The sequence below is a fragment of the Bradyrhizobium sp. 61 genome, from assembly GCF_023073075.1.
Classification (GTDB): Bacteria; Pseudomonadota; Alphaproteobacteria; order Rhizobiales; family Xanthobacteraceae; genus Bradyrhizobium; species Bradyrhizobium barranii.
Map to the genome: position 1 here is coordinate 137,976 of NZ_JADPIU010000111.1, position 21,413 is coordinate 159,388.

The 21,413-nt window shown below is 59.5% G+C and carries 14 protein-coding genes and 3 pseudogenes; 10 read left to right on the top strand and 7 right to left on the bottom strand.

Annotated features, from left to right (window positions below; translation table 11 throughout):
* Nucleotides 1–163: 163 nt before the first annotated feature.
* The 7 genes from IVB46_RS42520 (at nt 164) to IVB46_RS42550 (ending at nt 11,080) form a co-directional block, all read left to right on the top strand.
* Nucleotides 164–1,435, top strand: coding sequence for a flavin-dependent oxidoreductase (locus IVB46_RS42520; protein ID WP_247345892.1), 1,272 nt, complete (start codon nt 164–166; stop codon nt 1,433–1,435).
* Nucleotides 1,436–1,547: 112 nt separating this feature from the next.
* Nucleotides 1,548–2,867 carry a fumarylacetoacetase gene (gene fahA, locus IVB46_RS42525; RefSeq protein ID WP_247345895.1) on the top strand — a complete coding sequence of 440 codons (1,320 nt, stop codon included), beginning with the start codon at nt 1,548–1,550 and terminating at the stop codon, nt 2,865–2,867.
* Nucleotides 2,868–3,053: 186 nt separating this feature from the next.
* Complete coding sequence (locus IVB46_RS42530) at nt 3,054–4,775, top strand: thiamine pyrophosphate-requiring protein (RefSeq protein ID WP_247345900.1); 1,722 nt, start codon at nt 3,054–3,056, stop codon at nt 4,773–4,775.
* 548 nt (nt 4,776–5,323) lie between these two features.
* Complete coding sequence (locus IVB46_RS42535) at nt 5,324–6,994, top strand: FAD-dependent oxidoreductase (protein ID WP_247345903.1); 1,671 nt, start codon at nt 5,324–5,326, stop codon at nt 6,992–6,994.
* Between the two features lie 409 nt (nt 6,995–7,403).
* Nucleotides 7,404–8,768: a homogentisate 1,2-dioxygenase gene (gene hmgA / locus IVB46_RS42540; protein ID WP_247345913.1), complete on the top strand. Its 1,365-nt coding sequence runs from the start codon at nt 7,404–7,406 to the stop codon at nt 8,766–8,768.
* A gap of 133 nt (nt 8,769–8,901) precedes the next feature.
* Entirely contained in the window at nt 8,902–9,753 is an 852-nt protein-coding gene (locus IVB46_RS42545; RefSeq protein ID WP_247345916.1) for an alpha/beta hydrolase, read from the top strand.
* Nucleotides 9,754–10,384: 631 nt separating this feature from the next.
* Entirely contained in the window at nt 10,385–11,080 is a 696-nt protein-coding gene (locus IVB46_RS42550) for a nitronate monooxygenase (RefSeq protein WP_346016166.1), read from the top strand.
* Nucleotides 11,081–11,397: 317 nt separating this feature from the next.
* Here IVB46_RS42550 and IVB46_RS42555 read toward each other — a convergent pair whose 3' ends face one another.
* Both IVB46_RS42555 and IVB46_RS42560 read right to left on the bottom strand, forming a co-directional pair.
* Nucleotides 11,398–12,615 (bottom strand): multidrug effflux MFS transporter, encoded by a 1,218-nt coding sequence (locus IVB46_RS42555; protein WP_247345919.1) that lies wholly within the window; start codon nt 12,613–12,615, stop codon nt 11,398–11,400.
* Nucleotides 12,616–13,573: 958 nt separating this feature from the next.
* Nucleotides 13,574–13,946: pseudogene (locus IVB46_RS42560) on the bottom strand (hypothetical protein).
* A gap of 285 nt (nt 13,947–14,231) precedes the next feature.
* On the opposite strand from IVB46_RS42560, the gene IVB46_RS42565 reads away from it, so the two are divergent.
* Nucleotides 14,232–15,659: an aldehyde dehydrogenase family protein gene (locus tag IVB46_RS42565; RefSeq protein WP_247345922.1), complete on the top strand. Its 1,428-nt coding sequence runs from the start codon at nt 14,232–14,234 to the stop codon at nt 15,657–15,659.
* 529 nt (nt 15,660–16,188) lie between these two features.
* Here the strand turns inward: IVB46_RS42565 and IVB46_RS42570 are convergent.
* Nucleotides 16,189–16,545, bottom strand: a pseudogene (locus IVB46_RS42570) (helix-turn-helix domain-containing protein); the annotation flags it as partial.
* 497 nt (nt 16,546–17,042) lie between these two features.
* Between IVB46_RS42570 and IVB46_RS42575 the strand changes: the two are divergent.
* Complete coding sequence (locus IVB46_RS42575) at nt 17,043–17,471, top strand: autoinducer binding domain-containing protein (RefSeq protein WP_247345925.1); 429 nt, start codon at nt 17,043–17,045, stop codon at nt 17,469–17,471.
* A 68-nt stretch (nt 17,472–17,539) separates the two neighbouring features.
* Nucleotides 17,540–18,745: an FAD-dependent monooxygenase gene (locus tag IVB46_RS42580; RefSeq protein ID WP_247345930.1), complete on the top strand. Its 1,206-nt coding sequence runs from the start codon at nt 17,540–17,542 to the stop codon at nt 18,743–18,745.
* Between the two features lie 349 nt (nt 18,746–19,094).
* Here the strand turns inward: IVB46_RS42580 and IVB46_RS42585 are convergent, their stop codons facing one another.
* The 4 genes and pseudogenes from IVB46_RS42585 to IVB46_RS42595 all read right to left on the bottom strand — a co-directional run bounded on the left by IVB46_RS42585 (nt 19,095) and on the right by IVB46_RS42595 (nt 21,409).
* Nucleotides 19,095–19,493, bottom strand: coding sequence for a helix-turn-helix domain-containing protein (locus tag IVB46_RS42585; protein ID WP_247345933.1), 399 nt, complete (start codon nt 19,491–19,493; stop codon nt 19,095–19,097).
* Between the two features lie 117 nt (nt 19,494–19,610).
* Nucleotides 19,611–19,904 (bottom strand): annotated as a pseudogene (locus IVB46_RS45180) (AraC family ligand binding domain-containing protein); the annotation flags it as partial.
* Between the two features lie 263 nt (nt 19,905–20,167).
* Nucleotides 20,168–20,698: a hypothetical protein gene (locus IVB46_RS42590; protein WP_247345936.1), complete on the bottom strand. Its 531-nt coding sequence runs from the start codon at nt 20,696–20,698 to the stop codon at nt 20,168–20,170.
* 27 nt (nt 20,699–20,725) lie between these two features.
* On the bottom strand, nt 20,726–21,409 hold the full coding sequence (locus IVB46_RS42595) for a Fe2+-dependent dioxygenase (RefSeq protein WP_247345939.1): 684 nt from the start codon (nt 21,407–21,409) through the stop codon (nt 20,726–20,728).
* Between the last annotated feature and the right edge of the window lie 4 nt (nt 21,410–21,413).

A 21,413-nucleotide genomic window follows, 5' to 3' on the forward strand; every position in this document is an offset into this window, starting at 1 on the left:
TGCGATGCCAAGAGATTATTGAGTACCGATGCCATCCAGGCCGATCTTTCCGAAGGTCGAAAACACGTTCATCCGCACAGGTGACGTGTCCGACCTGGATGTAATGATGGCGGCCGGCCGACGGTAGACGCTGCTCACTAATCCAACCAGGGTGGAGATCTTGATGAAGGCCATTATCATTGGAGCCGGGATCGGGGGGCTCACTGCCGCCTTAAGTCTGCACGCAGCCGGCATTGATGTTGAGGTTTTCGAAACGGTCCGCGACATCAAGCCGCTCGGCCAGGGTATCAACCTGCAACCGAATGGGGTGCGTGAATTCACCGAACTTGGGCTGGGCGAAGGTCTCGCGGCCGCCGCGATCGAGACCTCCACGCTATCCTACTACAACAAGCTCGGCCAATTGATCTGGAGCGAACCACGCGGTCTGCGTGCCGGCTACAAATGGCCGCAATATTCAATTCACCGCGGCGACCTGCAGGCCGTCCTGCTCGCTGCGCTGCGCGAACGGGCCGGCGAGGACAGTCTTCATGTCGGTTTTCATTTCGAATCCTTCGACCAGGACGAGAAGGAAGTTCGCGCGCATTTCATTGACCGGCAAAACCAGAGGTCGGCCGGCACCTTCAAGGGCGATATCCTGATTGGAGCTGACGGCATCAACTCCCGGCTGCGCCGGATTTTATACCCCAATGAAGGGCCGCCAGTGGATAGCGGCCGCGTCCAGTGGCGCGGTTCGGCTATCGCTGATCCATTTCTGGATGGTCGCACCCAGGTGATGATTGGCCATCGCGAGCAGCGCGCCGTGATATACCCCATGAGCAAAAAGATCGCCGCCACCGGTAAGTCCCTGATCAACTGGTTGACAGTGCTGGGTGGTCAGTGGAGCCTCGACAAGCAAGAGGTCTGGGACCGACGAGTTTCCAAGGAACGGTTTTTCGCACCGTTCGCGGACTGGAAGTTTGATTGGATCGATGTCACAGTTCTGATCGAACAGACCACAGATATTTACGAGCATCCGAAGGTCGACCGCGATGCGCTACCAAAATGGAGCTTCGGACGCGTGACTCTTTTGGGCGATGCCGCGCATCCAATGCGCCCGATCGGTTCGCAGGCGGGTACCCAGGCGATCATTGATGCCAGAGTGCTTGCGAAGGCCCTCGCCGAGTCACCCCTCGATTCCGCCCGCGCGTTGGTCGACTACCAAAAGGACCGCTTGCCGGTCGTCACGGAAGTGATGCTTCGCAATCGCGAGTACGGGCCTGAAATAGTCATGCAGATGGCGGAGGAAAGAGCCCCCAACGGCTTCACGTCCATAGAAGAGATCATTCCGCGCCATGAGCTTGAAAGCATCGCCCGAAGCTTCAAGATCGCAGCAGGTTTCGATCCTGAAATTCTGAACCAGAGGCCATCGTTGAGTGTTGCCGGCTCACGGGTCTGAGCCGCTTGGTCGCCGCGGTCGAGCGGCCCGAGAACTCGGATGTCACTTGATTGTGGGACATAGAACAATCGGCCGAAGCGATAGACTGCCCCTTCTATGAAGGAGGCACTCGTTGACTAATACAGACCTCGATCGTAGCCACGACCCGTTGCGCCTCAGTTGGGTGGCGAGCGCGAACCTGGCGAACTCCGATTTCCCGGTACAGAACCTGCCTTTCGGGGTTTTCCGTGCAACGGGCTCGGGCAAGGCTCCCCGTGGCGGTGTCGCGATCGGTGACCACGTCCTCGACGTCGCCGCCGTGTCGTCACTTCTGGGCGAGGTCAAACCCATCGCGGACACACTGATCGCTCCCGATCTACAGCCGCTGATGTCGCTCGCTCCTCGTGCATGGACGGCGCTGCGCCTCGCGCTGTCTGACCTATTGTGTGCCGAGAATGGCGATCACAAGCATATTGAGCGGCATCTTCATGCAAGCGACGGGGTGGACATGTTCTTGCCGGTACGGCCGGGGAGCTTCGTAGATTTCTTCGCCTCGATTCAGCACGCCACCAATGCCGGGAGCATTTTCCGGCCGACCGCCCCTCTGCTGCCGAACTACAAATACGTGCCCATGGCCTATAACGGCCGCGCGTCCACCATCGTCGTCAGCGGCAGTCCGGTCAGCCGCCCGGCGGGGCAGACGCGCGCAGATGGTCAGGAAGCACCCTCGTTCGGGCCCAGCCAGCGGCTCGATTTCGAGACTGAACTCGGCGTGTTTCTCGGCGGCTATACGGAGCGGGGCAGGCCGGTGCCTCTGCGCGAGGCCTGGCGGCACGTATTCGGCTTCTGTCTGCTCAACGATTGGTCGGCGCGCGATATCCAGGCGTGGGAATACCAGCCGCTCGGACCCTTCCTGGGCAAGAGCTTCGCCACCACCATCTCACCTTGGGTAGTGACGGCGGACGCTCTCCGTCCATTCCGCGTACCGCTGCGCGAACGGCCAACGGGCGATCCTGCGCCGCTGCCGTATCTCTCCGATGACCAAGACCGGGCCGGCGGTGCGGTCGATGTGGTGCTCGAGACGCGGCTCGTAACGACGCGGATGCTACGGGAGAACGCCGGCTCCACGGTGCTCGGCAAGGCTTCCACGCGCGAACTGTACTGGTCCGTAGGGCAGATGGTCGCTCATCTGACGAGCAACGGCTGCAACATCGAAGCGGGCGACCTGTTTGGAAGCGGCACCGTCTCAGGCGATGCGGCAGGCGCCCTGGGCAGTCTTCTCGAGATCACTCGCGCCGGAAAGGAGCCTCTGCCGCTACCGGGTGGCGAGCGGCGCACCTTCCTTGAGGATGGTGACGAGATCGTCATCACCGGGCGCTGCGCACGAAAGGGCTTCGCACCCATCGGTTTCGGTCGATGCGCCGGCCGTGTCACGGCGTCGCCCGCGCGTTGAAGTCGGTCATCCCCGGTCACCTCTGTGGACTAACGGTGACCAAGACGTTCGATACCAAAGTGCGGCAGACACCAGGCTTTGAGCCGTTCGTATTTTGCGGTGCACAGCGCGCTGCTTACAAGGAGGCATTATTCGGATGGAAGCGAAATTTAATCACCCGAGAACGCGACAGTCAGCGAGGCATGCATGACTCAAATCAGAAGCATCTCATCGCGCCCGACCCAGGTCGCGGCGTCCTCTTTCCTGCAACGGTTGGCAGCTCGTGGTGTCGAATATGTGTTTGCCAATGCAGGCACCGATTTTGCGCCGATCATCGAAGTCTTGTCGGCCGCCGACGGTGAACGGAAATACCCGACATTCGTGACAGTGCCACATGAAAATCTGGCGATGGCTATGGCGAACGGTTACTACCGCGTCACAGGGAAGCCGGCTGCCGTAATGTTACATGTTACAGTTGGAACAGCGAACGCAATCTGCCAAATCATGAATATGGCGCGTGACAACGTTCCGGTTCTGTTGTGTGCGGGTCGTACGCCGGCAACAGAGACGGGACATGTCGCCTCACGAGACGTCTACATCCATTGGGGGCAGGAATCGTTCGATCAGGGAGGTATGCTTCGCGAATACGTCAAATGGGACTACGAACTCAGAGCTGGTCAGCCTATCGAAGCGCTAGTCGATCGCGCTCTCGACATAGCTATGAGTGAGCCCCGCGGACCGGTTTACCTGGCGTTACCGCGCGAGGTACTTGCCGACGCAACAGTACCAATGCGACGGGACAACGTCCGACCACTTGGTGTCACGTCAAACGCCCCATCGAGACATGTCGTGGATCAAGTCGCACGGATGATAGCAGAGGCGCAGGCTCCCCTGATTTTAACATCGTCGGCGGGCCGAACGCGGGAAGGAGCGGCCGCGCTGTCAAGGCTCTCCAATTCTCAGGCGATTCCGGTTCTCCAGATCAATGCAACGGACGCCAACCTACCTAGCGATCACTTGATGAACCTTGGTTTCGCGCAAGATCCTGGGCATCATCTTCAGGACGCAGACCTCGTTCTGGTTATCGAATGCGCGGTACCGTGGTTGCCACGCCTTTCCAGGCCCAGGCCTACCACTAAGGTGGTGCATATCGGCACTGATCCCCTAGTGAGCCGTCATCCCTTTCGGGAATTTGAAGCCGATCTGCTGGTAGCCGGTGACGTCGCGACGACACTTGGGATGTTGAATGAACTAGCGGGGCCGCTCGAAGATGACGTTCTACGCAAGAGACACGATCGGGTTGCCGCGGAGCGGGCGAAGGCGTTGCAAGCTAGGGCGAACCTCGTGCAACGCTCGCGCGAAGAATCTCCCATCCACCCAGCGTGGCTTGCGCACTGCATAAATGAAGCGAAGTCCGAAGGAACAATCATTGTCAATGAACTAGGTACGGCAGTGAGCCGCTTGGAGTTTGCGGGTCAGGACCGCTACATCGGAAGTTCGCCGGCTGGCGGACTAGGTGCGGGTCTCGGCACCGCACTCGGTGCGAAGCTCGCCGCACCTAATAGCGATGTCATTGCAATCGTAGGGGATGGCTCGTACATGTTCGGAAATCCCGTTCCTTTTCATTACGTACAGCGGGCACAGAATCTGCCGATTCTGACGATTGTCGCAAACAATCACCAATGGCTGGCGGTGAAGCAATCTACGCTTGCCGTCTATCCAGACGGTGCAGCATCGAAGGTGAACGTCATGCCTGTCCAGGGCCTCGATCCATCTCCGGCCTTTGAGAGAGTGGCGGAATGCTGTCAAGGCTGGGCCGAGGCGGTCGACGACCCAGCTTTGCTTCCCGGTGCGTTAGCGCGAGCGTTGGAGAAGGTGCGCTCAGGGATTCCCGCTTTGTTGAACGTCCATACGCAGCCAATCCGATAACCCACCGGGCTGAAAGCCGGAATGCGGCCAAGCCGAACGACCAAACGGAAGAACGTGTCACTGCTTGCCTCCACGGTGTTCGACAAGGCGCCGACGGACGAACTGTCCCGGACCGTAGGGCAGATGCCCGCTCATCTGGCGGCAGCGCCCGCAACATCGCAGGCGATCTCTTTGGAACCGTGACAGTCTCAGGCATGCTGCGAAGCCTAGGCCGTCTGCCCGAAATCACTCGCGCCGGACAGGAGCCCCAGTCGCTCGAAGGCGGCGAACAGTGTACACTGCTGGAGGGCGCCAGAAATCACCGGGCGCTGTGTATGGCAGGGTTTCCCGTCGGCTTCGATCGATGCGCGGGCCGTATCACGGCGGCGCCTCCCGCGGGTTTACCTGGGCTGTCCCGTGTCACCCGCTCATGGGACTGACCAGAGCCGCCTGGGTCCGCATGATCAGATCGCATTTTGCGGGTTCAGCGGGCCTAAAGATCTTCAAGATGAGTGATGGGTGCTGGTGCGCGGTGAACTCGGCGTGCCGTTAAACGAGGGAAGTCTATCATGTCCAGCGAGCGCGTATCGTCTGTCCTGATTGTCGGTGCAGGACCCGTCGGCCTCACGCTTGCACTTGATCTCGCTCGGCGCGGCATCGAGGTCGCGATCATTGAGCAGCGCCGCAAAGGCGATGCGCCGGACCCGAAGTGTAACCATGTCAGCTCTCGGTCAATGGAGGTCTTTCGACGGCTTGGCATTGCCGCAAAGCTGCGTAACGCCGGTCTACCCGCGGATTACCCGCACGCAATCGCTTACCGCACCGCTTTTACCGGGCGTGAGTGTGGTCGCATCCACATCCCGTGCCGGCGCGACCGCTTCACCGATCGGACTGGCGCAGACTCGAACTGGCCAACGCCAGAGCTTCCGCATCGCGTCAATCAGCTCATGCTCGAGCCGATCCTATTTGACTACGTCGCGGCAACGCCGCGCGTCAAAATCTATAATCGCGTAGAACTCGAGAGTTTCTCCCAGGACGAGGATCAAGTCACCGCCGTGGGGCGCGATCTTGATACCGGAGAATTTCAGACCTATTCCGCCCGGTATTTCATTGGATGCGACGGGGCACGATCGACAGTTCGGCGGGGGCTCGGCATCAAGCTGGAGGGCGACGGAGAATTCATGCGCGTGCAGGCGACCTTCATTCGCGCCCCTCAGCTCATCGCTCAACAGCAGCACGAACGAGCCTGGATGACATATTCTCTCAATCCGAAGTTGAGTGGCAATGTGATCGCGATTGACGGCCGCGAGCTTTGGATGATTTTCAATTTTTTGCGGCCCGACCAATTCGATTTTGATGTGGTAGATCGTGATGGCAGCATTCGCGCGATTCTCGGCGTCGGCCCTGACTTTACGTATGAGGTCATCTCGAAGCAAGACTGGATCGGACGGCGCCTGATCGCTGAAAGATTTCGCGACCGGCGCATCTTTCTCGCGGGCGATGCGGCCCACCTCTGGGCGCCGTATGCTGGCTACGGCATGAATGCCGGTATTGCCGATGCGATGAATCTGTCGTGGCTGCTCGCCGCGAACCTCAACGGTTGGGCGCCTGCGGCAATACTCGATGCTTATGAGGCGGAACGATGGCCCATCACTGAGCAGGTATCGCGTTTGGCGATGTCGCAAGCTGAAGAAGAGACGCGGCGCCGCGGATCTGTTCCTGCTCATATCCTCGATGAAGGACCCGAAGGGGAGCAGGCACGCGCCGAAGCTGGTCGTGTTGCTTGCGAAACGAATACCAAGCAATTCGCGGCCGCCGGCCTGAACTTTGGTTACTTCTACGACAGTTCGCCGTTGATCGCTTACGATGGTAGCGCGCATCCGACCTACACGCTTGGGAGCTTTACCTCGTCGACAGTGCCCGGGTGTCGCGTTCCTCATCTTTGGTTCGACGATGGCCGCTCGCTCTACGACGCTCTTGGGCCGGAATATACTTTGTTGCGATTCGATCCGTCGGTCGATGTTGGGCCGCTGGCTGCTGCCGCGCAGAAGCGAGGCGTTCCGCTCGCGGTGCTTGATGTGGTGTCGAAAGAAGCATCTGCACTTTATTCGACAAAGCTCGTGTTAGCGCGACCGGATCAGCATATAGCGTGGCGCGGTGACGAGCTGCCCAGCGAGCCGTTCAGGCTCATCGACCGTGTGCGCGGAGCCTTAGCAGCAGGGCAGGGGAGGGGAGGGTGAATACCTCAGGGGAATGGTTTAACTGTGCCGCCGACGGTTGTTAGTGGGATCGAGCCCAACCGGGGCAAACAACGGTCGTCCTGGTCAGCACCACCGTAGCTTTCAGCAATTGCCTGGGAACGGGAAGGACTGCCGCTTGAATAGCACACTCGCCGGGCAGGAGCCTCTGTCGCTCTCACGACTGGCGAGCAGTGCATCCTTCCCGAGGGCAGCGAGAGATAGTCATCATCGGGCGCTATGTGGCAGGGCCTCGCGCCGATCAGTTTCAGGCGATGCGCCGACCGCATCACGGCGTCGCTCGTGAGCTGAAATAAGCCGTTTCGTGTCACCCGCTCATGGGACTGACCAGGCCGGCGTGGCTCGGCATGATCAACGTTCTGACTTCACGTCCAGACAGGCGCTTCGAATCATGACAGTCCATCCCAATGCGTTCAGTGAGGCCGTCCTCTCGCCCCGCGACGGTTCACCCGCCTATATGACCGGATTTGAGAACTCCTTCGCCACCGAGGCGGTGCCCAATGCATTGCCTTTGGCGCGTAATTCGCCGCAAAAGGCGCCACTCGGGCTTTATGCCGAGCAGCTTTCTGGCAGCGCGTTTACGGCGCCGCGTCACAGTAACAAGCGCACCTGGTTCTATCGCATCCGACCCTCTGTCCAGCATGGCCGCGGCTTTCGTCAGGTCGATGCCGGGCTGATCCGGACCGCTCCTTGCCGCGATGAGTCGAATCTGCCGATCGCGCAAATGCGGTGGGCGCCGATCGCCATTCCGGACGAGCCGTGCGACTTTCTCTCTGGCCTGCGGACTATCGCTACAGGAGGCGACGTGCACCTGCAGTTAGGCATGGCGGCCCATGTCTACGTCGCAAACCGTTCCATGGAGGACCGCTACCTCTACAATGCCGACGGTGAACTGCTGCTCGTGCCGCAGGAGAACTCAATCCGAATATTCACCGAATGCGGGGTCCTCGACGCCATCCCGGGTGAGATCGTCATCGTTCCAAAAGGCATGAAATTCAAGATCGATCTGCCGAACGGACCGGCCCGCGGTTACGTTTGCGAGAACTACGGCAACTATTTCACGCTGCCTGAACGCGGCCCGATCGGCGCGAACTGTCTTGCCAATTCACGCGACTTCCTGGTGCCCGTCGCGGGCTTCGAGGACAAGGAGAAACCCTGCCAGCTTTTCGTGAAGTCGCTCGGCCGCCTGTACGTCACGGACCTTCCGCAGTCGCCTCTTGATGTCGTCGCCTGGCATGGCAACTTCGCGCCCGTGAAATACGATCTGCGCCGGTTCTCGCCGGTCGGATCGGTCCTGTTCGACCATCCTGATCCGTCGATCTATACTGTGCTGACCGCCAGTTCGGAGGTCGCCGGGACGGCCAACGTGGACTTCGTGATATTTCCCGAGCGCTGGATCGTAATGGAGGAATCTTTCCGGCCGCCGTGGTACCACATGAACGTGATGAGCGAATTCATGGGACTCATCTACGGCGTCTACGATGCGAAGCCGGATGGCTTCGTTCCGGGCGGAATGAGCCTGCACAATGGCCTGATCGCCCATGGTCCCGATGTGGAGGCTTTCGAGAAGGCAAGCCATAAGGCCTTGGCCCCTGAGCGTTTGTCGGGGACGATGGCCTTCATGTTCGAGACCCGTTATCCGCTGAGCGCCACGGCTTACGCTTCGCAGTTACACTTGCTCGACGGTACATACCCGAGCTGCTGGGACGGGCTTTCCCGACAATTTGGCGGCGGTAAGCCCTCACGCTCGGCCTAGTCCCGAGCAATAGCGCGGCCCTCGTATAACGGCGGCAGCATCTTCGATGCCGAGATAGATGCCGCGGCGAACATCCTATCCGGCGGCGCCTTTGGCTAAGTATTCACTTATGATCAGCGTCAGGCAGGCAGCCATGATAGACGACAGACTAGAGAAGCAGTACGCGCTGGGGCATCTGCGACCCGATCTGAATTTCCTTCCGGATTGGAATAGCCGAAGTCTGGCATTTCGCCAATCCAGCAAGTGCCGGCTGGATCTAGCTTACGGACCAGGTCCACGCGATCGGTTGGACTATTTCCCGAGTGCTGAGCCGAAGTCCTCGCCCACGGTGGTCTTTATTCACGGCGGCTACTGGCAGAGAGGAGATAAATCCGCATACAGCTTTCTTGCGGAATCGTTCATAAAAAACGGTATTTCCTTCGCAGCGATCAACTACGATTGTTGCCCTGGAGTTCGCATCACCCAGATTGTCGATCAGGCTCGTAAGGCCATGGCCTGGCTGTGGCTCAACATCGATGGCCTGGGCGGAGATCGGGAAAAGTTGTCCATCGTTGGCCACTCGGCCGGAGCGCACATTTCAGGAATGATGATGACGACGGATTGGCCCTCCTTCGCAGAAGGGCTACCGCGAGATATGTTCAAGGGAGCCATTTTGGTGTCTGGCATCTTTGACTTGGAGCCACTGCTCTCGACGTCTAACAATGATCAGCTTCACCTGGATCAAGCGGAAGCATTCAGCCAAAGTCCCATAAATCATGCGGCGGGTACCAACGCTCCGCAACTGATCGCATACGGAGAGGATGAAACTGAAGAGTTCAAATGGCAGTCCAACCGGTACGCAGCAGCCTGCGGGTCGTCGAACGCTAGGATCACGCGCCATGTTATTCCGGGCCACCATTTCGACGTCCTCAACGAACTGTCCGATGAGCGCTGCCGCTTTCACCGAAGCGCCCTGCAATTTATCGCCGCTCTTTCAAGCGCATAGGCCAAGCCGGACATGTTGATCCCGGAGTCAAGACGAATCCAATCGCCAATGCAATTTCCAAAAACGGAAGAAGAACGTTTGCAGCAACACCTCATCTGCAGGACAAGTATGGCCGTCAGACACTGTCTGACGAACGTTAGGGTTGATGCGGGTTGCGTCCAACCACAACGGCTAGATCGCGCCCGCGTTGAGACGCATGCGTCCGCGAAAAAAGCTTGCCACAGGGTTTTTGCTGGTGGAGAGGTCCCATCGTAGACACTATCTGCGCCGCGGTCCGAGCGCGCGACACGCTGGCGGACAATGAATTTTCGTGGTTGGTTGTTCGCTAGAATAGCTAATGCATCAAGTGAAAGCGCCCCAAATGCAATCGTCTTCGCTGCTCTCAGCCTCGCGGCTCCCGGAGCGTTTTCGTGATCGCCTCCGCCTGCCTATCATCGCCGCTCCGATGTTGCATTTATCCGGGCCCGACCTCGTCGTTGCTGCGTGCCAAGCTGGCGTCATTGGCGCCTTCCCAACTATGAATCCCAGGGTTCTCCACGCTGACGGCGGACTTGATGGATGGTTGTCCGACATTAGGCGCCGACTTGCCGAAAATCCCGGAGCATCCGGACCGGTGTGTCCCAATCTCATCATGAGAGCCGATGATCTCGATGATCATGTAGATACGATTCTTCGGCATGGCGTCGAGATGGTGATCACTAGCGTCGGTTCCCCAAAGCCGATCATGGCAAGGCTCAAAGAAGCCGGCGTCTTCGTGTTCGCCGACGTCGCCACGGTCGAACATGCCCGCAAGGCGCTCGACGTTGGAGTAGACGGATTAGTACTGCTCACCGCCGGTGCTGGCGGACAGACCGGATGGCTCAACCCATTTGCTTACACGCGTGCCATCCGAGAGATATTCGACGGTCCCCTCGTGCTTGCAGGCGGTATAAGCGATGGGGTTGCCCTGCGTGCCGCCGAAATCTTGGGGTGCGATCTCGCCTACATGGGAACAAGATTCATTGCTGCGCGCGAAAGCATGGCAACCGCCGAATACCGAGAGATGCTGGTCAGGTCATCGATCGACGACATAGTGCTAACGAAAGCCTTCAATGGCCTCTGGGGCAGTTACCTTCGCCCATCGATCGTAGCGGCTGGACTGGACCCCGATAGGCTTGATGACTCAGTTTCGGCGGACGACGCGAAACAGCGATATGGCTCGCGCTCAAAGGGACCGCGCAGGTGGACCGGCATTTTGAGCGCTGGCCATTCCGTGTCAGGCGTCCGGGCCGTCCAGACTGTTGCGGAAATCGTCGATCAAACATTACAAGAATATGAAGCTGCCTAGGATCGCGCGTCAGGCGGGGAGGAGTTTGTGAGTTTCAAACCGGATTGCGCTGGACGTTCCCTAACGTGACTATTCTCGTACATTGGTGCACGCAGGCTTTCACGAATTGTTGAGAGCGAATGGGCTGACGAACACGATCATGCAATTCACAAAGGAATGCCAAGGATATCATCCTATGAAAGCGGTGGGCAGAGCGCTGGATTCGGACCTGCGTCGACGGGGTGTTTTTGGACGTAAAATGTACTGAAAAGCTCCCGATAAATCTGCCGGACACCAACGAAATTCGTGTCGGCTTTCTGTTTTTGCGGCTGGCCGGCCTACGCCTCAACCTTGGTCCTGAGCGCATAGAGCGCGAACGCGACCAGCGAAAACGCCGTCAGCACGACGCCGAGTGAAAACAGCGCCTGGTACGGAATCGTCGCCACCAGCCAGACGCCGATCGCAGCCGACATCATCTGGAAGAAACCGATCAGTGCGGAAGCCGCGCCGGCCCGGTCGCCGAACGGCGAGAGGGCCTTTGCGGTGCCGAGCGGATTGACGATGCCCATGCCGAGCAGGAACACGCACATCGCGCCGAGGAACGGCGGGAACGAAGGCGCATACAGCGCGACCGAGAGGATCGCAATGCCGCCGGCGGCAGCGGCCCACAATCCACCCCGGATCGAGCGATCGAGGCCGTAGCGTGGCGCCAGCTTCGTCGCCAGCATGCCGGCGGCGAACACGACCATCACGGTGCCGGCGAAAAACAGTCCCAATTGAATGGGCGAGAACTGCATCGCCTCGATCAGCACGCGCGGGGCGGCCGAGAACATCGCGAACAGGCCGCCCATGATTAGGCTGACGGTCGTGGCCGGGACGATAAAGCGCCGATCGGTGATCAAGCTGGCGTAATTCCTTGCAATCGCTAGCGGATCGAGCGGGGTCCGCGTCGCGTGATGGGTTTCGCCGAACACCGCGCTGTAGGCCAATGCCCCCAGAGCCGCAAAGGCCGCGACAAAAGCGAATTCAGAACGCCAGCCAAAATAATGATCTAACGCGCCGCCGAGCAGCGGCGAGAAACCGGGGGCGGCCGCCATCGCGATCATGATCAGCGCCATCGCGCGCGCCATCGCCGCGCCGGAGAACATGTCACGCGCAATGGCGCGCGACAGCACCGAGGTGGCGCAGGCGCCGGCCGCCTGGATTACGCGGCCGGTCAGCAAGCCCGGCAGGTCGGTGGCGAGGCCACACCAGAGGCTGCCGGCGAAGAACACGGCAAATCCGATCAGTACCGGCCAGCGGCGGCCGTAGCGGTCTGAGATCGGCCCGACCACGAGCTGGCCGAGCGCGAATACCGCGAGGAAAATGGTGATGGCTGAGGTGACCGCGGCGCTGCTGACATTCAGCGATGCCGCCATCTGCGGCAGCGACGGCAGCAGGATGTTGGTGGCGAGCGTGCCGGTAGCGGAAAGGCCGGCCAGCACCGCGATCTGCGCAAAGGTGGAGGAGACTTCTGGGCGGCGAGCGGTGTCGATCGCGAGGGTCTGGTTAGCCATGAGGGGATCCCCGTAGTTCTGATATTTAAATGATGAATACCATATAAAAAGGGATCGGGAAGCGTGAACCTTCCTAGTTCATCGTGCCCGGCTTCGCACGGCTGTCGTCTATTGGCCGGCCGCAGCAAGTGGAAAAAAGTGTCAGCCCGGTGATTCAACGATCCTCACGTCTTTCGCGTCGATCGCACGCCCAATCGGCATCTCGCCTTCGCCGCCCATGCTTGCCTGGGTCGAAACCTAGGTCAAGCAGAGCTGCGGGCATTTCTCAAAGCCTTTCTTGTTCGGTCGATGATATCGAAATCGATGGTGCGTGCGAATGGGTCATCAGCAGTCAGGTGTCGGGGCCGAGAGCGCAGCCTATCCGCTACAGAGTCAGCGCGTAAAAGAGCATTTCACGAGGCATGTACAAGTAAGTAGCGAAAATGTCGTTATGGAGCTTGTTGTAACGGCGACTTTGGTCGTCGGACGTTTCGACAGGGCTCGATGATTTGAATTTGTGCGTATCGCTCGCGCTCCGAGTTCTCCTAGGAAACCGGGCAGTTCGTTCCATGGCTTCGCTTGTTTCGGTTGCGGTACTACCGCAGCCGCGAGATTTGTGAATCCGTTGCGACCACAACGCGGGAAGAAACGCTCAGTCGTTCGATAGCCGTGCACGAGCATTTCGACGACCTGCGGACGTCCCATCGGGCTCTCGAAGGCGAAGCGGGCCTTGGGCGAACGTGACCCGGCTTGGTGGAAGGACGGCGCTCTAGACTTCAACCGACACATGGCGAAGAGCACGGCCACTAATAGTACGCAGCCGGGCGAGACGTCCGCAGCACGGATTAGCGCCGCGGTAGGGGGCCGCATAAGCCTGGACCTCAATGGGCCGTCTGACCACGCTTGTCGCCACGAACGATGGGGTCGATTATGGAAGATATTCCGAGTTACCGCAGGCGCGATGCTGCTCGTTTGCACCCTAAACTGATGTTTCTCGTGACGCGTTCGCTTGTCTTCGCAGCCCAGTGTTCTGTTGGCCTCGCCTTCGTTTTCGCAGGCGTCGAACGGGCGCTATTGAAGGCATCGGTGACAGAGTCGTGGCTGGCGTCGGCTCCTCAACCGCGCGGACATCAGGCAGCTCCGTTGCTTGTTGGGCCGGTGCGGGCCGCGCCTCCATGATCTCGAGAACCGCGCGTCCCTTCAGTGATACACCAGCCGCCGTTCACCCGCTCGATGAGACCTTGGGGGAAGATATCGAGGTCGGGCACGCGGGCTGCCAATCGCTTCGTGCGTTCGGCCCAGTCCGGTCCGCTGATCGCCAGAATCGCCCTATCGCGCTTGAGGTCCGCCATCGCTGCGAACCCGTCTGGATAGCTGAGAGACGGACGATCGATCGCTTGGCTGCGGTATGCTTTGTCCTACTAACGCGACTTCGAGTGCCTGATTGACGTGGGGTTTACTCGGTATACCTATGCCCCAGCGAGGATGATTGGAGTACCGACGACGCAGTTCGACCCTTGATCGGCGCAGGCCGATAGCGCCTGTTGCTCGGCTAGTCGCCTTCGATGCTGATGCTGCACGCGACGACCCGCGGCGGCCAAACCTACTAATGACAACTCGAGTTTCATGAGGACCCTATGCGAAGCAATCTTCAGTTCTATATCGACGGATCGTGGGTGCAGCCCGGCAGCCACGCCGTGATAGACGTCATCAACCCGGCGGATGAATCCGTGGCTGGCCAGGTCGCGCTGGGGGACGCCAACGACGTCGACAAGGCGGTCGCCGCGGCGCGCAAGGCGTTTGAGACGTTCTCGCTGACGTCGGTCGAGGAACGGCTTGCGCTGCTTGATCGGATCATCGTCGCCTATCAACGGCGGATCGGCGACCTGGCCTTGGCGGTGTCGGAAGAAATGGGCGCGCCCCTGTGGCTTGCAGAGCAGCTGCAGGCACCGGTGGGTCTCGTCCACTTTCAGATCGCGCGCGCCGCGCTGGCGAACTACAGCTTCGAGCAGGGCCTCGGCACCACCGAGGTCGTGCGCGAGCCGATTGGCGTGTGCGCGCTCATCACGCCGTGGAACTGGCCAGTGAATCAAGTGACCTGCAAGGTGGCCGCCGCATTGGCGACCGGCTGCACGATGGTGCTGAAGCCGTCCGAGGTATCGCCTTTTTCCGCGACGATCTTAACGGAGATCCTGCAAGATGCGCAGGTTCCTGCTGGCGTGTTCAACCTGGTCCATGGAGACGGACAAGGCGTAGGCAACGCCCTGACGAGCCATCCCGACGTTGATCTCGTCTCGTTCACCGGCTCGACGCCCGCCGGCATCCAGGTGGCGCGCAACGCTGCTTTGACAGTGAAGCGCGTGCACCAGGAACTCGGCGGCAAATCGCCGAACATCCTCCTGCCCAGCGCCGAGCTGGCATCGGCGGTGAAAGCGGGCGTGGCCCAGGTCATGCTCAACAGCGGCCAGTCGTGCAATGCGCCATCTCGGATGCTCGTACCGGCCAAGCGGATGGCCGAAGTCGCTCAGCTTGCCCGCGATGCAGCCGAGGAGTGGGTCGTCGGACATCCGGCAAGCAACGCCAAGATGGGTCCGGTCGCGTCAGAGGCGCAGTGGAACAAGATCCAACGCCTTATCAGGACTGGCATCGACGAAGGCGCGACGCTGGTTACCGGCGGCCTTGGCCGACCAGAGGGACTGGATACAGGCTTCTATGTGCGCCCGACAGTTTTTGCTGACGTGACGAATAATATGACCATCGCGCGGGAGGAGATTTTCGGCCCGGTGCTCTCGATTATTGGCTACGCGGACGAAGCCGATGCAGTGGCGATCGCGAACGATACGGTGTTCGGACTCGCAGCCTATGTTCAGGGCGAACACTCTGCCGCAGAGGCAGTGGCGCGCAAGCTGCGGGCTGGACAGGTCACGCTAAATTATGCCGACATGGATTTTGCGGCGCCGTTTGGCGGATACAAGCAATCCGGCAATGGACGCGAATGGGGCGAGGTCGCGTTCGGCGAGTTCCTGGAAACCAAGGCGATCGTTGGCTCTCGCAAAGCGGCCTAACGCGCACGGTCTGACTTGATAAACATGGCCACTCGGCTTTCAAACCAGCGACCACGAATGCAAGCCGCATAAAGGTTTGACGAACTGGGTCCGGTCTGGAAAATCGGAACAATGCGTTTCGGTTTCCGCACCGGATCAAGCCTAGGGATGAACGTCTATAGTTGATGTTCGCGCGACGCCCCTGGTGTCATGAAGAGCAAAAGTCGAGAGGTCTCTAACGAGGCACAGGAGGAGGCAAGGTCTTTCCAGAATCACTGCCGGACACGCCTTTGCATCGCGGGACATCTCTATTGCGGCATAGAGATGCTCAACCCCGTTCGCAGATGGTCGTATACGTTGCCAATCGACCTCAAACGCGACCCGGTTACGCTTTGACCGGCAAGCGTGCCGCTTTTTTGTCCGAGTATGGTCCAACCATGGGTGCCCTCCTGGGCAACGCCGCGCGGCCCTGAGTTCGTTCGTTCTGTTCGCTAGCGCCTGACTCAGCAGATGGGCTGGGCAAGGATCCGGCACTTAGCCCTGATGACATCCGATCGAACGCCTGCCGCGCCTCCTGGACTTGTGGCAGCATGGCGAGTGTCCAAGCGTGAAGCTCTCTAAGCGGCTGCTGCAGAGTACGGCCAAGGTCTGTGATCTGATACTGGACGGCCACCGGCGACGATGAGATCACCTGGCGGGAGACTAGCCCGTTGCGCTCGAGGCGGCGAAGGCTTTGGGTAAGCGCTTTCTGGGTGACACCTTCCAGCCGGCGCCTGATCGCGTTGAAGCGCTGCGGTCCGTCGTTCAGGACGGCTAGAACCATCGCCGACCACTTGTCGGCGATCTCGTCGAACAATGCGCGGCTCGGACAGTCCGATGAGAAGCATTGCGGCTTTAGGTCGAGCAAGGCGGTTTCCTCCGATATACCAAGGCGACTTCGGGTGCCTAATTGACGCTAAGTATAATCTAGATACTTACGGCTGACGTTATTTGCAACGGAGAGACCTGTTCCATGTCGCACGCCAATACCAGCTATTTAGCCGCTTCAGCCCAGTCCCCGAGCGGAAGTACGGCATCGTCCTCGCACCATGACGCGCACACCGGCTGCCGGCGCAGGTAAAACCCTGCGCTCTTGATTGAGCGAGCTGTGTAATCCGCGCATCCTGCAGCCAAAGGCCGAGTGCCGACGGGTCTGGATCAGGATCTTCCGAACAGGAATCGCCGGTGCGGGATGTTGTCGTGAAGGCTAGCCATGCGTCGCTAGGGTCCTGTCACAAGCGACAATTAGGAAAGCGCAGCGGCGCGTCACGGTCCTGGTGCGAACATCGCGACTAGCGAACTCAATTCGACTTTCTGACGCCGGACATGGCCACATCGCGAGGATTTGGACGAGCTTTTAGATCAATGAATTTGGTTGAGAATTCATTCCAGGAGTTCGTTGACGCCATCCAGACGGTGGGCGACGCGGATGCATTCGAACGGGTCGCCGTACGGTTAGCGCAAAAGTTAGGCTTCCAGCAATTTGCATATCTGCGCCTAACCGGCGACAATACCGTGCTGATTTCGTCATACCCGCAACCGTGGACCAGCCGGTATTTTCACCTTGGATATCAGCACCTCGATCCCGTGGTCCTACGCGCCCGCGGCGAACGCGACCTGTTCAGCTGGGGCGGGCGACCCGCGCGCCTGCCGGAAATCGAGTGCAGCGTGGTCGAATATGTTGACCTCAAACGCGAATTCCACCCGTTGCGCTTTCACCGGCAAGCGTGCCGTTTGTTGTTCGAGCATACTCCAACCATCGGTGCCCTCCTGGGCAACGGCGCACGGCCCTAACTTCGATCGCTCTCCGGCGCGATGCGGTCTCCGCACGGAAGCGGCCGGACCGCCATTTGTGAGGATGAATGAAAATCGGAAAGAAGATCTTGATCTGCGGGGCCGGCATTGCCGGCCCCGCATGCGCCTATTGGCTGCACAAATACGGCTACGCCGTCGTCGTCGTGGAAAGGGCGCAGACCCTCAGGGATGGCGGTCAGAACGTCGACATTAAGGGTGCAGGGCAGCAGGTCATCAAAATGATGGGCCTCGTTGATGAGATCGAAGCCAAGGACACCCTGGAACAGGGCCAGAAGTATCTCGATGCCGCGGGTAATCTGATCGCCACCTTTCCGAAGGGAGCCATCGGCACGCTGACGAGCGATTTCGAGATTCTGCGAGGCGATTTCGCCCGTGTCCTCTTCGAAGCCACGAACGCCGATTGCGAATATCGCTTCGGGAGGTTCGTCACCGACCTCGAAGACACCGGCGCTTGCATGTCGGTCACCTTCGACGACGGCTCAGTAGAAGACTTCGAATTGGTGATCTGCGCCGAGGGCACCAGCTCCGCAACCAGAGCCAAGATCCTGGCCCAGGAAACCCGCTTTCGCTACCTCGGCGCCTACATGTCGTTCTTCAAGATTCCTCGACGCCCAGAGGACGACAACTGGGCTTATTCGGTCAACGGCGTGGGCGGCACATTCATCACCCTACGACCCGGGAACGAGACGGAGACGACCGTCCTGATGACCTTTCTGCGGAAGGATCTCGACATCGAGGGGGACAATGTCGCGGCGAGACGGCGATTGCTGCTCCAGGCGCTCAAAGGCCGAGGCACGATCGCCGATCGCATCACCGTGCAGCTCGATACGGTCGAGGACTTTTATTTTGGGCCGATGAGCCAGGTAAAGGCCTCGACCTGGTCGAAAGGCCGGTTCGTCTTGATCGGCGACGCGGCGCACTGTCCGACGCCGTTCACCGGGGCAGGTACGGCTCTCGGTTTGGTTGGCGCCTATGTGCTCGCCGGCGAGATCGGACGATGCGAGACCCACACCGAAGCCTTTGGCGTCTATGAAAGGTTGGTCCGCCCCTATGTCGAAGCGTCACAGAACCAGTTGAGTCCCCGCCTTATTCGGATGCTGCTTGTGAAAACCTGGTTCGGAATTTCACTTACGCATCTCACTCAGAGGGTCTTCGCGAGCAGCGTCGTGCAAAAGCTGTTCAGACCGAGCCCGGCGAAGCGAGAAAAGCAAGTCGCAGAGGATTTCGCGTTTCCGAGCTACGGAGGCCGATGACGGTCGAGGGGGCGGAGAGACCGCCAGCTTAGAACCGTCGGTCGGAGATGTTCGACCGTCAGCGCCAAATGCAGGGGTTTGGCGGTCGTTTAGGCGTGAATCTGGAGATTTGGGATCCAGAGGTAGACGATCTGAACCGCCTTCTATGCCTGGGCATGCGGATGCCAAGGAGTTGGTCGCGATCGTCGAGGCCAAACGAGCTATTCATGTTTGGGGAAGATCGAATGGTTGCGCGGTGACCCTGAGCTTACTGATACCGCGCGAGGTGGCTGGTTCTCTACGTTGACGCATCGTCGTTATCGCAAGTATTGGCGCGCTCCTACAGTCATGGGCGCGATAACCCAGAATCTCAACTGCTTATGGCGCCCGAGCGAAGCGAAGCCAGATAGCGCACAGGAGGCTGACCCAAGATCTTTCGAAACATATTGACGAAGCTGCTGGCGTTCTCGTAGCCAAGCTCAAGCGCGATTGTCTTAACACTTTCACCGCTTGCGAGCCTTTGTAGCGCCAGGATGATGTGAAGTTGGTGCCGCCACCGGCCGAAACTCATCCCGATCTCGCGAACCATCAGGCGGCTTAGGGAGCGCTCGCTCATGCCGAGCGAGTCCGCCCAGCGCGCGAAGGAGCTTTTCGCATTCGGCTCCGCAATCAACGTCTCCGCAAGGCGCCGAAGGCGGCGGTCTCGTGGCATCGGCAAATTCAGATCGCCGATCGGAGCGTCGGATAGTTCGTCCAGCAACGTCGTCACCAAGCGATCCTCCCGGCCTCCGAGCGGGTAACAATCCGGAAGTTTGGCAACTCGGAGGATCAATTCGCGAACCAGGGGTGATATCGATATCGTGCAGCATGACGTGGGAAGCTCGTGAATGACACTCGGCTCGATATAGAGGCAATGGCACTCAACGACGCCCGCTCCGTGAGCGGAGTGTGCCAATTGCCCAGGTATCCATAGCGCACATTCCGGCGGGACGAGCCAGACAGTGTTGGCCGTCTCGCAGCACAGAATACCCCGTTGAGAATAAAGTAGCTGCGCTTTGCGGTGTTGGTGTCGACCATAGCTCCAATGCTTCGACGTCGTGCCGCTTCGTGCCGCCACGGCGCGAGGCACTCGGTCGATCTCGGGATCGAGAGCTGGATAAATCATCGCGCTGTTTGGCATGGTCCTGTTTTCTTGATTGGCCGGCGAGGAATTTGGCGATCGCGGCGTCAGCAGGCGGTAAAAACCACACGTGACCAAACGCGTGGAGACGAAGGGGCTCAGGTCCTATTTGGTCACTGATACGCGTTTGCCTCTTTCCGATTTCGCCAATCTGCGTTCAGTAGCTAATCATGTTGCCGGAAACCACCTCGATCCTGGGATGTTTTGAATGATTGTAAGGTCATTTCGATCCGCAGGTTACGACAAAGCGCTTTGTCTCCCCTTCAGGAACTGACGCCGTTAGGACGCCGTTCGGCGTGCCCCGGAAGGCGCAGCAGCCGCCAGGAGGCGCGGATCGCAAAGAAGCCGGGGAGGGTGACGGCGAGCAAGACCGTGGCCGCAATATGGAGGCCGTCACGTATCCCATCGAACACTCCACCCGCCGTGCTGATAGCCACCAGGAAGCCTCCGAGAATGAACGAACCCCACTTCGTTACCCGACGCCGCCCGACGAGGGCGAACAGACTGACCACAATCCACAGCGAGCTAAGGATAGCAAAAAACCAAAGAGCGGCTGCATCGAATGCGGGCGCCGGAGCCAAGCCATCGATCTGTCGATTTACAAAGGTAAAGGATTGGATCGCCCCATAAACCGTGCTGCCAAGGCCGGTTGTCAACCAGAGCAACGCGACCTCTTGCCGGCCCGGCTCATTCATCACAAGAGTCATCGTCTTTAGTCCCTTTTGGAAGTGAAAGGAGTTTGCCTTGCAGATTTGCCAGGCGAAGATAGCTGTATGGGATGGAGCCTTCTTCATAGCTCCATTCCGGTTCAACGTTGGCCTTTACAGCTCAGCGAACCTCCTGAGAAGGTTGTGATAGACGCCGGTCAGCGCGAGTACCCCTTCAGTATCGGCATGGAGAGATCTCCGGACGTCGATGATACCTCTATCAAGGTCGTAAAGAAGGGTGCGAAGCACCTCATCCTTGATCATCGACTGCGTCCAGAAGAAGGATGACCAGCGGGCCCCCCGGGTGATCTCGTTCACTCTGTGCAGGCTGCCCGCCGGATAAAGAACCATGCTTCCCGCCGGCAATTTTATCGTGTGGACACCATAGCTGTCCTCAACGACCAACTCGCCACCATCATAGTCCTCAGGTGGCGTAAGGAAGAGCGTCGAAGACAGGTCGGCGCGCATGCGGATGCCGATCTCAGGAACGGAACGAACGGCCCCATCAACATGAGGATCAAAGCGCATCCCCACGTCGTACCGATTGAACAGGGGAGGGAGAACGCGTAGCGGCAGGGCGGCAGTATTGAACAAGGCGTTGCGGCCAAGTGCGCGAAGGATGATGTCGCCAGCCTGGCGTGCCTCCGGGCCGCCTTCAGAAAGCTGGAGGTTGCGCTTGGCGCGCGCAGCGATTTCGCCTGCCGTTAGTCGGCCGTCGATCCACTCTGCGGCTTCGACTAGGCCGCGCACAGACCTGACTTCTTCTAAAGAGAGAAGTTCTTTGATTTCGATCAGCATCTTG

Excerpts from the sequence above, each read along its gene's own strand:
- IVB46_RS42545 (WP_247345916.1), top strand. The coding sequence starts at position 8,902 with ATGATAGACGACAGACTAGAGAAGCAGTACGCGCTGGGGCATCTGCGA.
- IVB46_RS42550 (WP_346016166.1), top strand. The coding sequence starts at position 10,385 with ATGAGAGCCGATGATCTCGATGATCATGTAGATACGATTCTTCGGCAT.
- IVB46_RS42575 (WP_247345925.1), top strand. The coding sequence starts at position 17,043 with ATGAATTTGGTTGAGAATTCATTCCAGGAGTTCGTTGACGCCATCCAG.
- IVB46_RS42555 (WP_247345919.1), bottom strand. The coding sequence starts at position 12,615 with ATGGCTAACCAGACCCTCGCGATCGACACCGCTCGCCGCCCAGAAGTC.
- IVB46_RS42590 (WP_247345936.1), bottom strand. The coding sequence starts at position 20,698 with ATGAAGAAGGCTCCATCCCATACAGCTATCTTCGCCTGGCAAATCTGC.
- IVB46_RS42580 (WP_247345930.1), top strand. The coding sequence starts at position 17,540 with ATGAAAATCGGAAAGAAGATCTTGATCTGCGGGGCCGGCATTGCCGGC.
- IVB46_RS42565 (WP_247345922.1), top strand. The coding sequence starts at position 14,232 with ATGCGAAGCAATCTTCAGTTCTATATCGACGGATCGTGGGTGCAGCCC.
- IVB46_RS42520 (WP_247345892.1), top strand. The coding sequence starts at position 164 with ATGAAGGCCATTATCATTGGAGCCGGGATCGGGGGGCTCACTGCCGCC.
- hmgA (WP_247345913.1), top strand. The coding sequence starts at position 7,404 with ATGACAGTCCATCCCAATGCGTTCAGTGAGGCCGTCCTCTCGCCCCGC.
- IVB46_RS42535 (WP_247345903.1), top strand. The coding sequence starts at position 5,324 with ATGTCCAGCGAGCGCGTATCGTCTGTCCTGATTGTCGGTGCAGGACCC.
- IVB46_RS42595 (WP_247345939.1), bottom strand. The coding sequence starts at position 21,409 with ATGCTGATCGAAATCAAAGAACTTCTCTCTTTAGAAGAAGTCAGGTCT.
- IVB46_RS42530 (WP_247345900.1), top strand. The coding sequence starts at position 3,054 with ATGACTCAAATCAGAAGCATCTCATCGCGCCCGACCCAGGTCGCGGCG.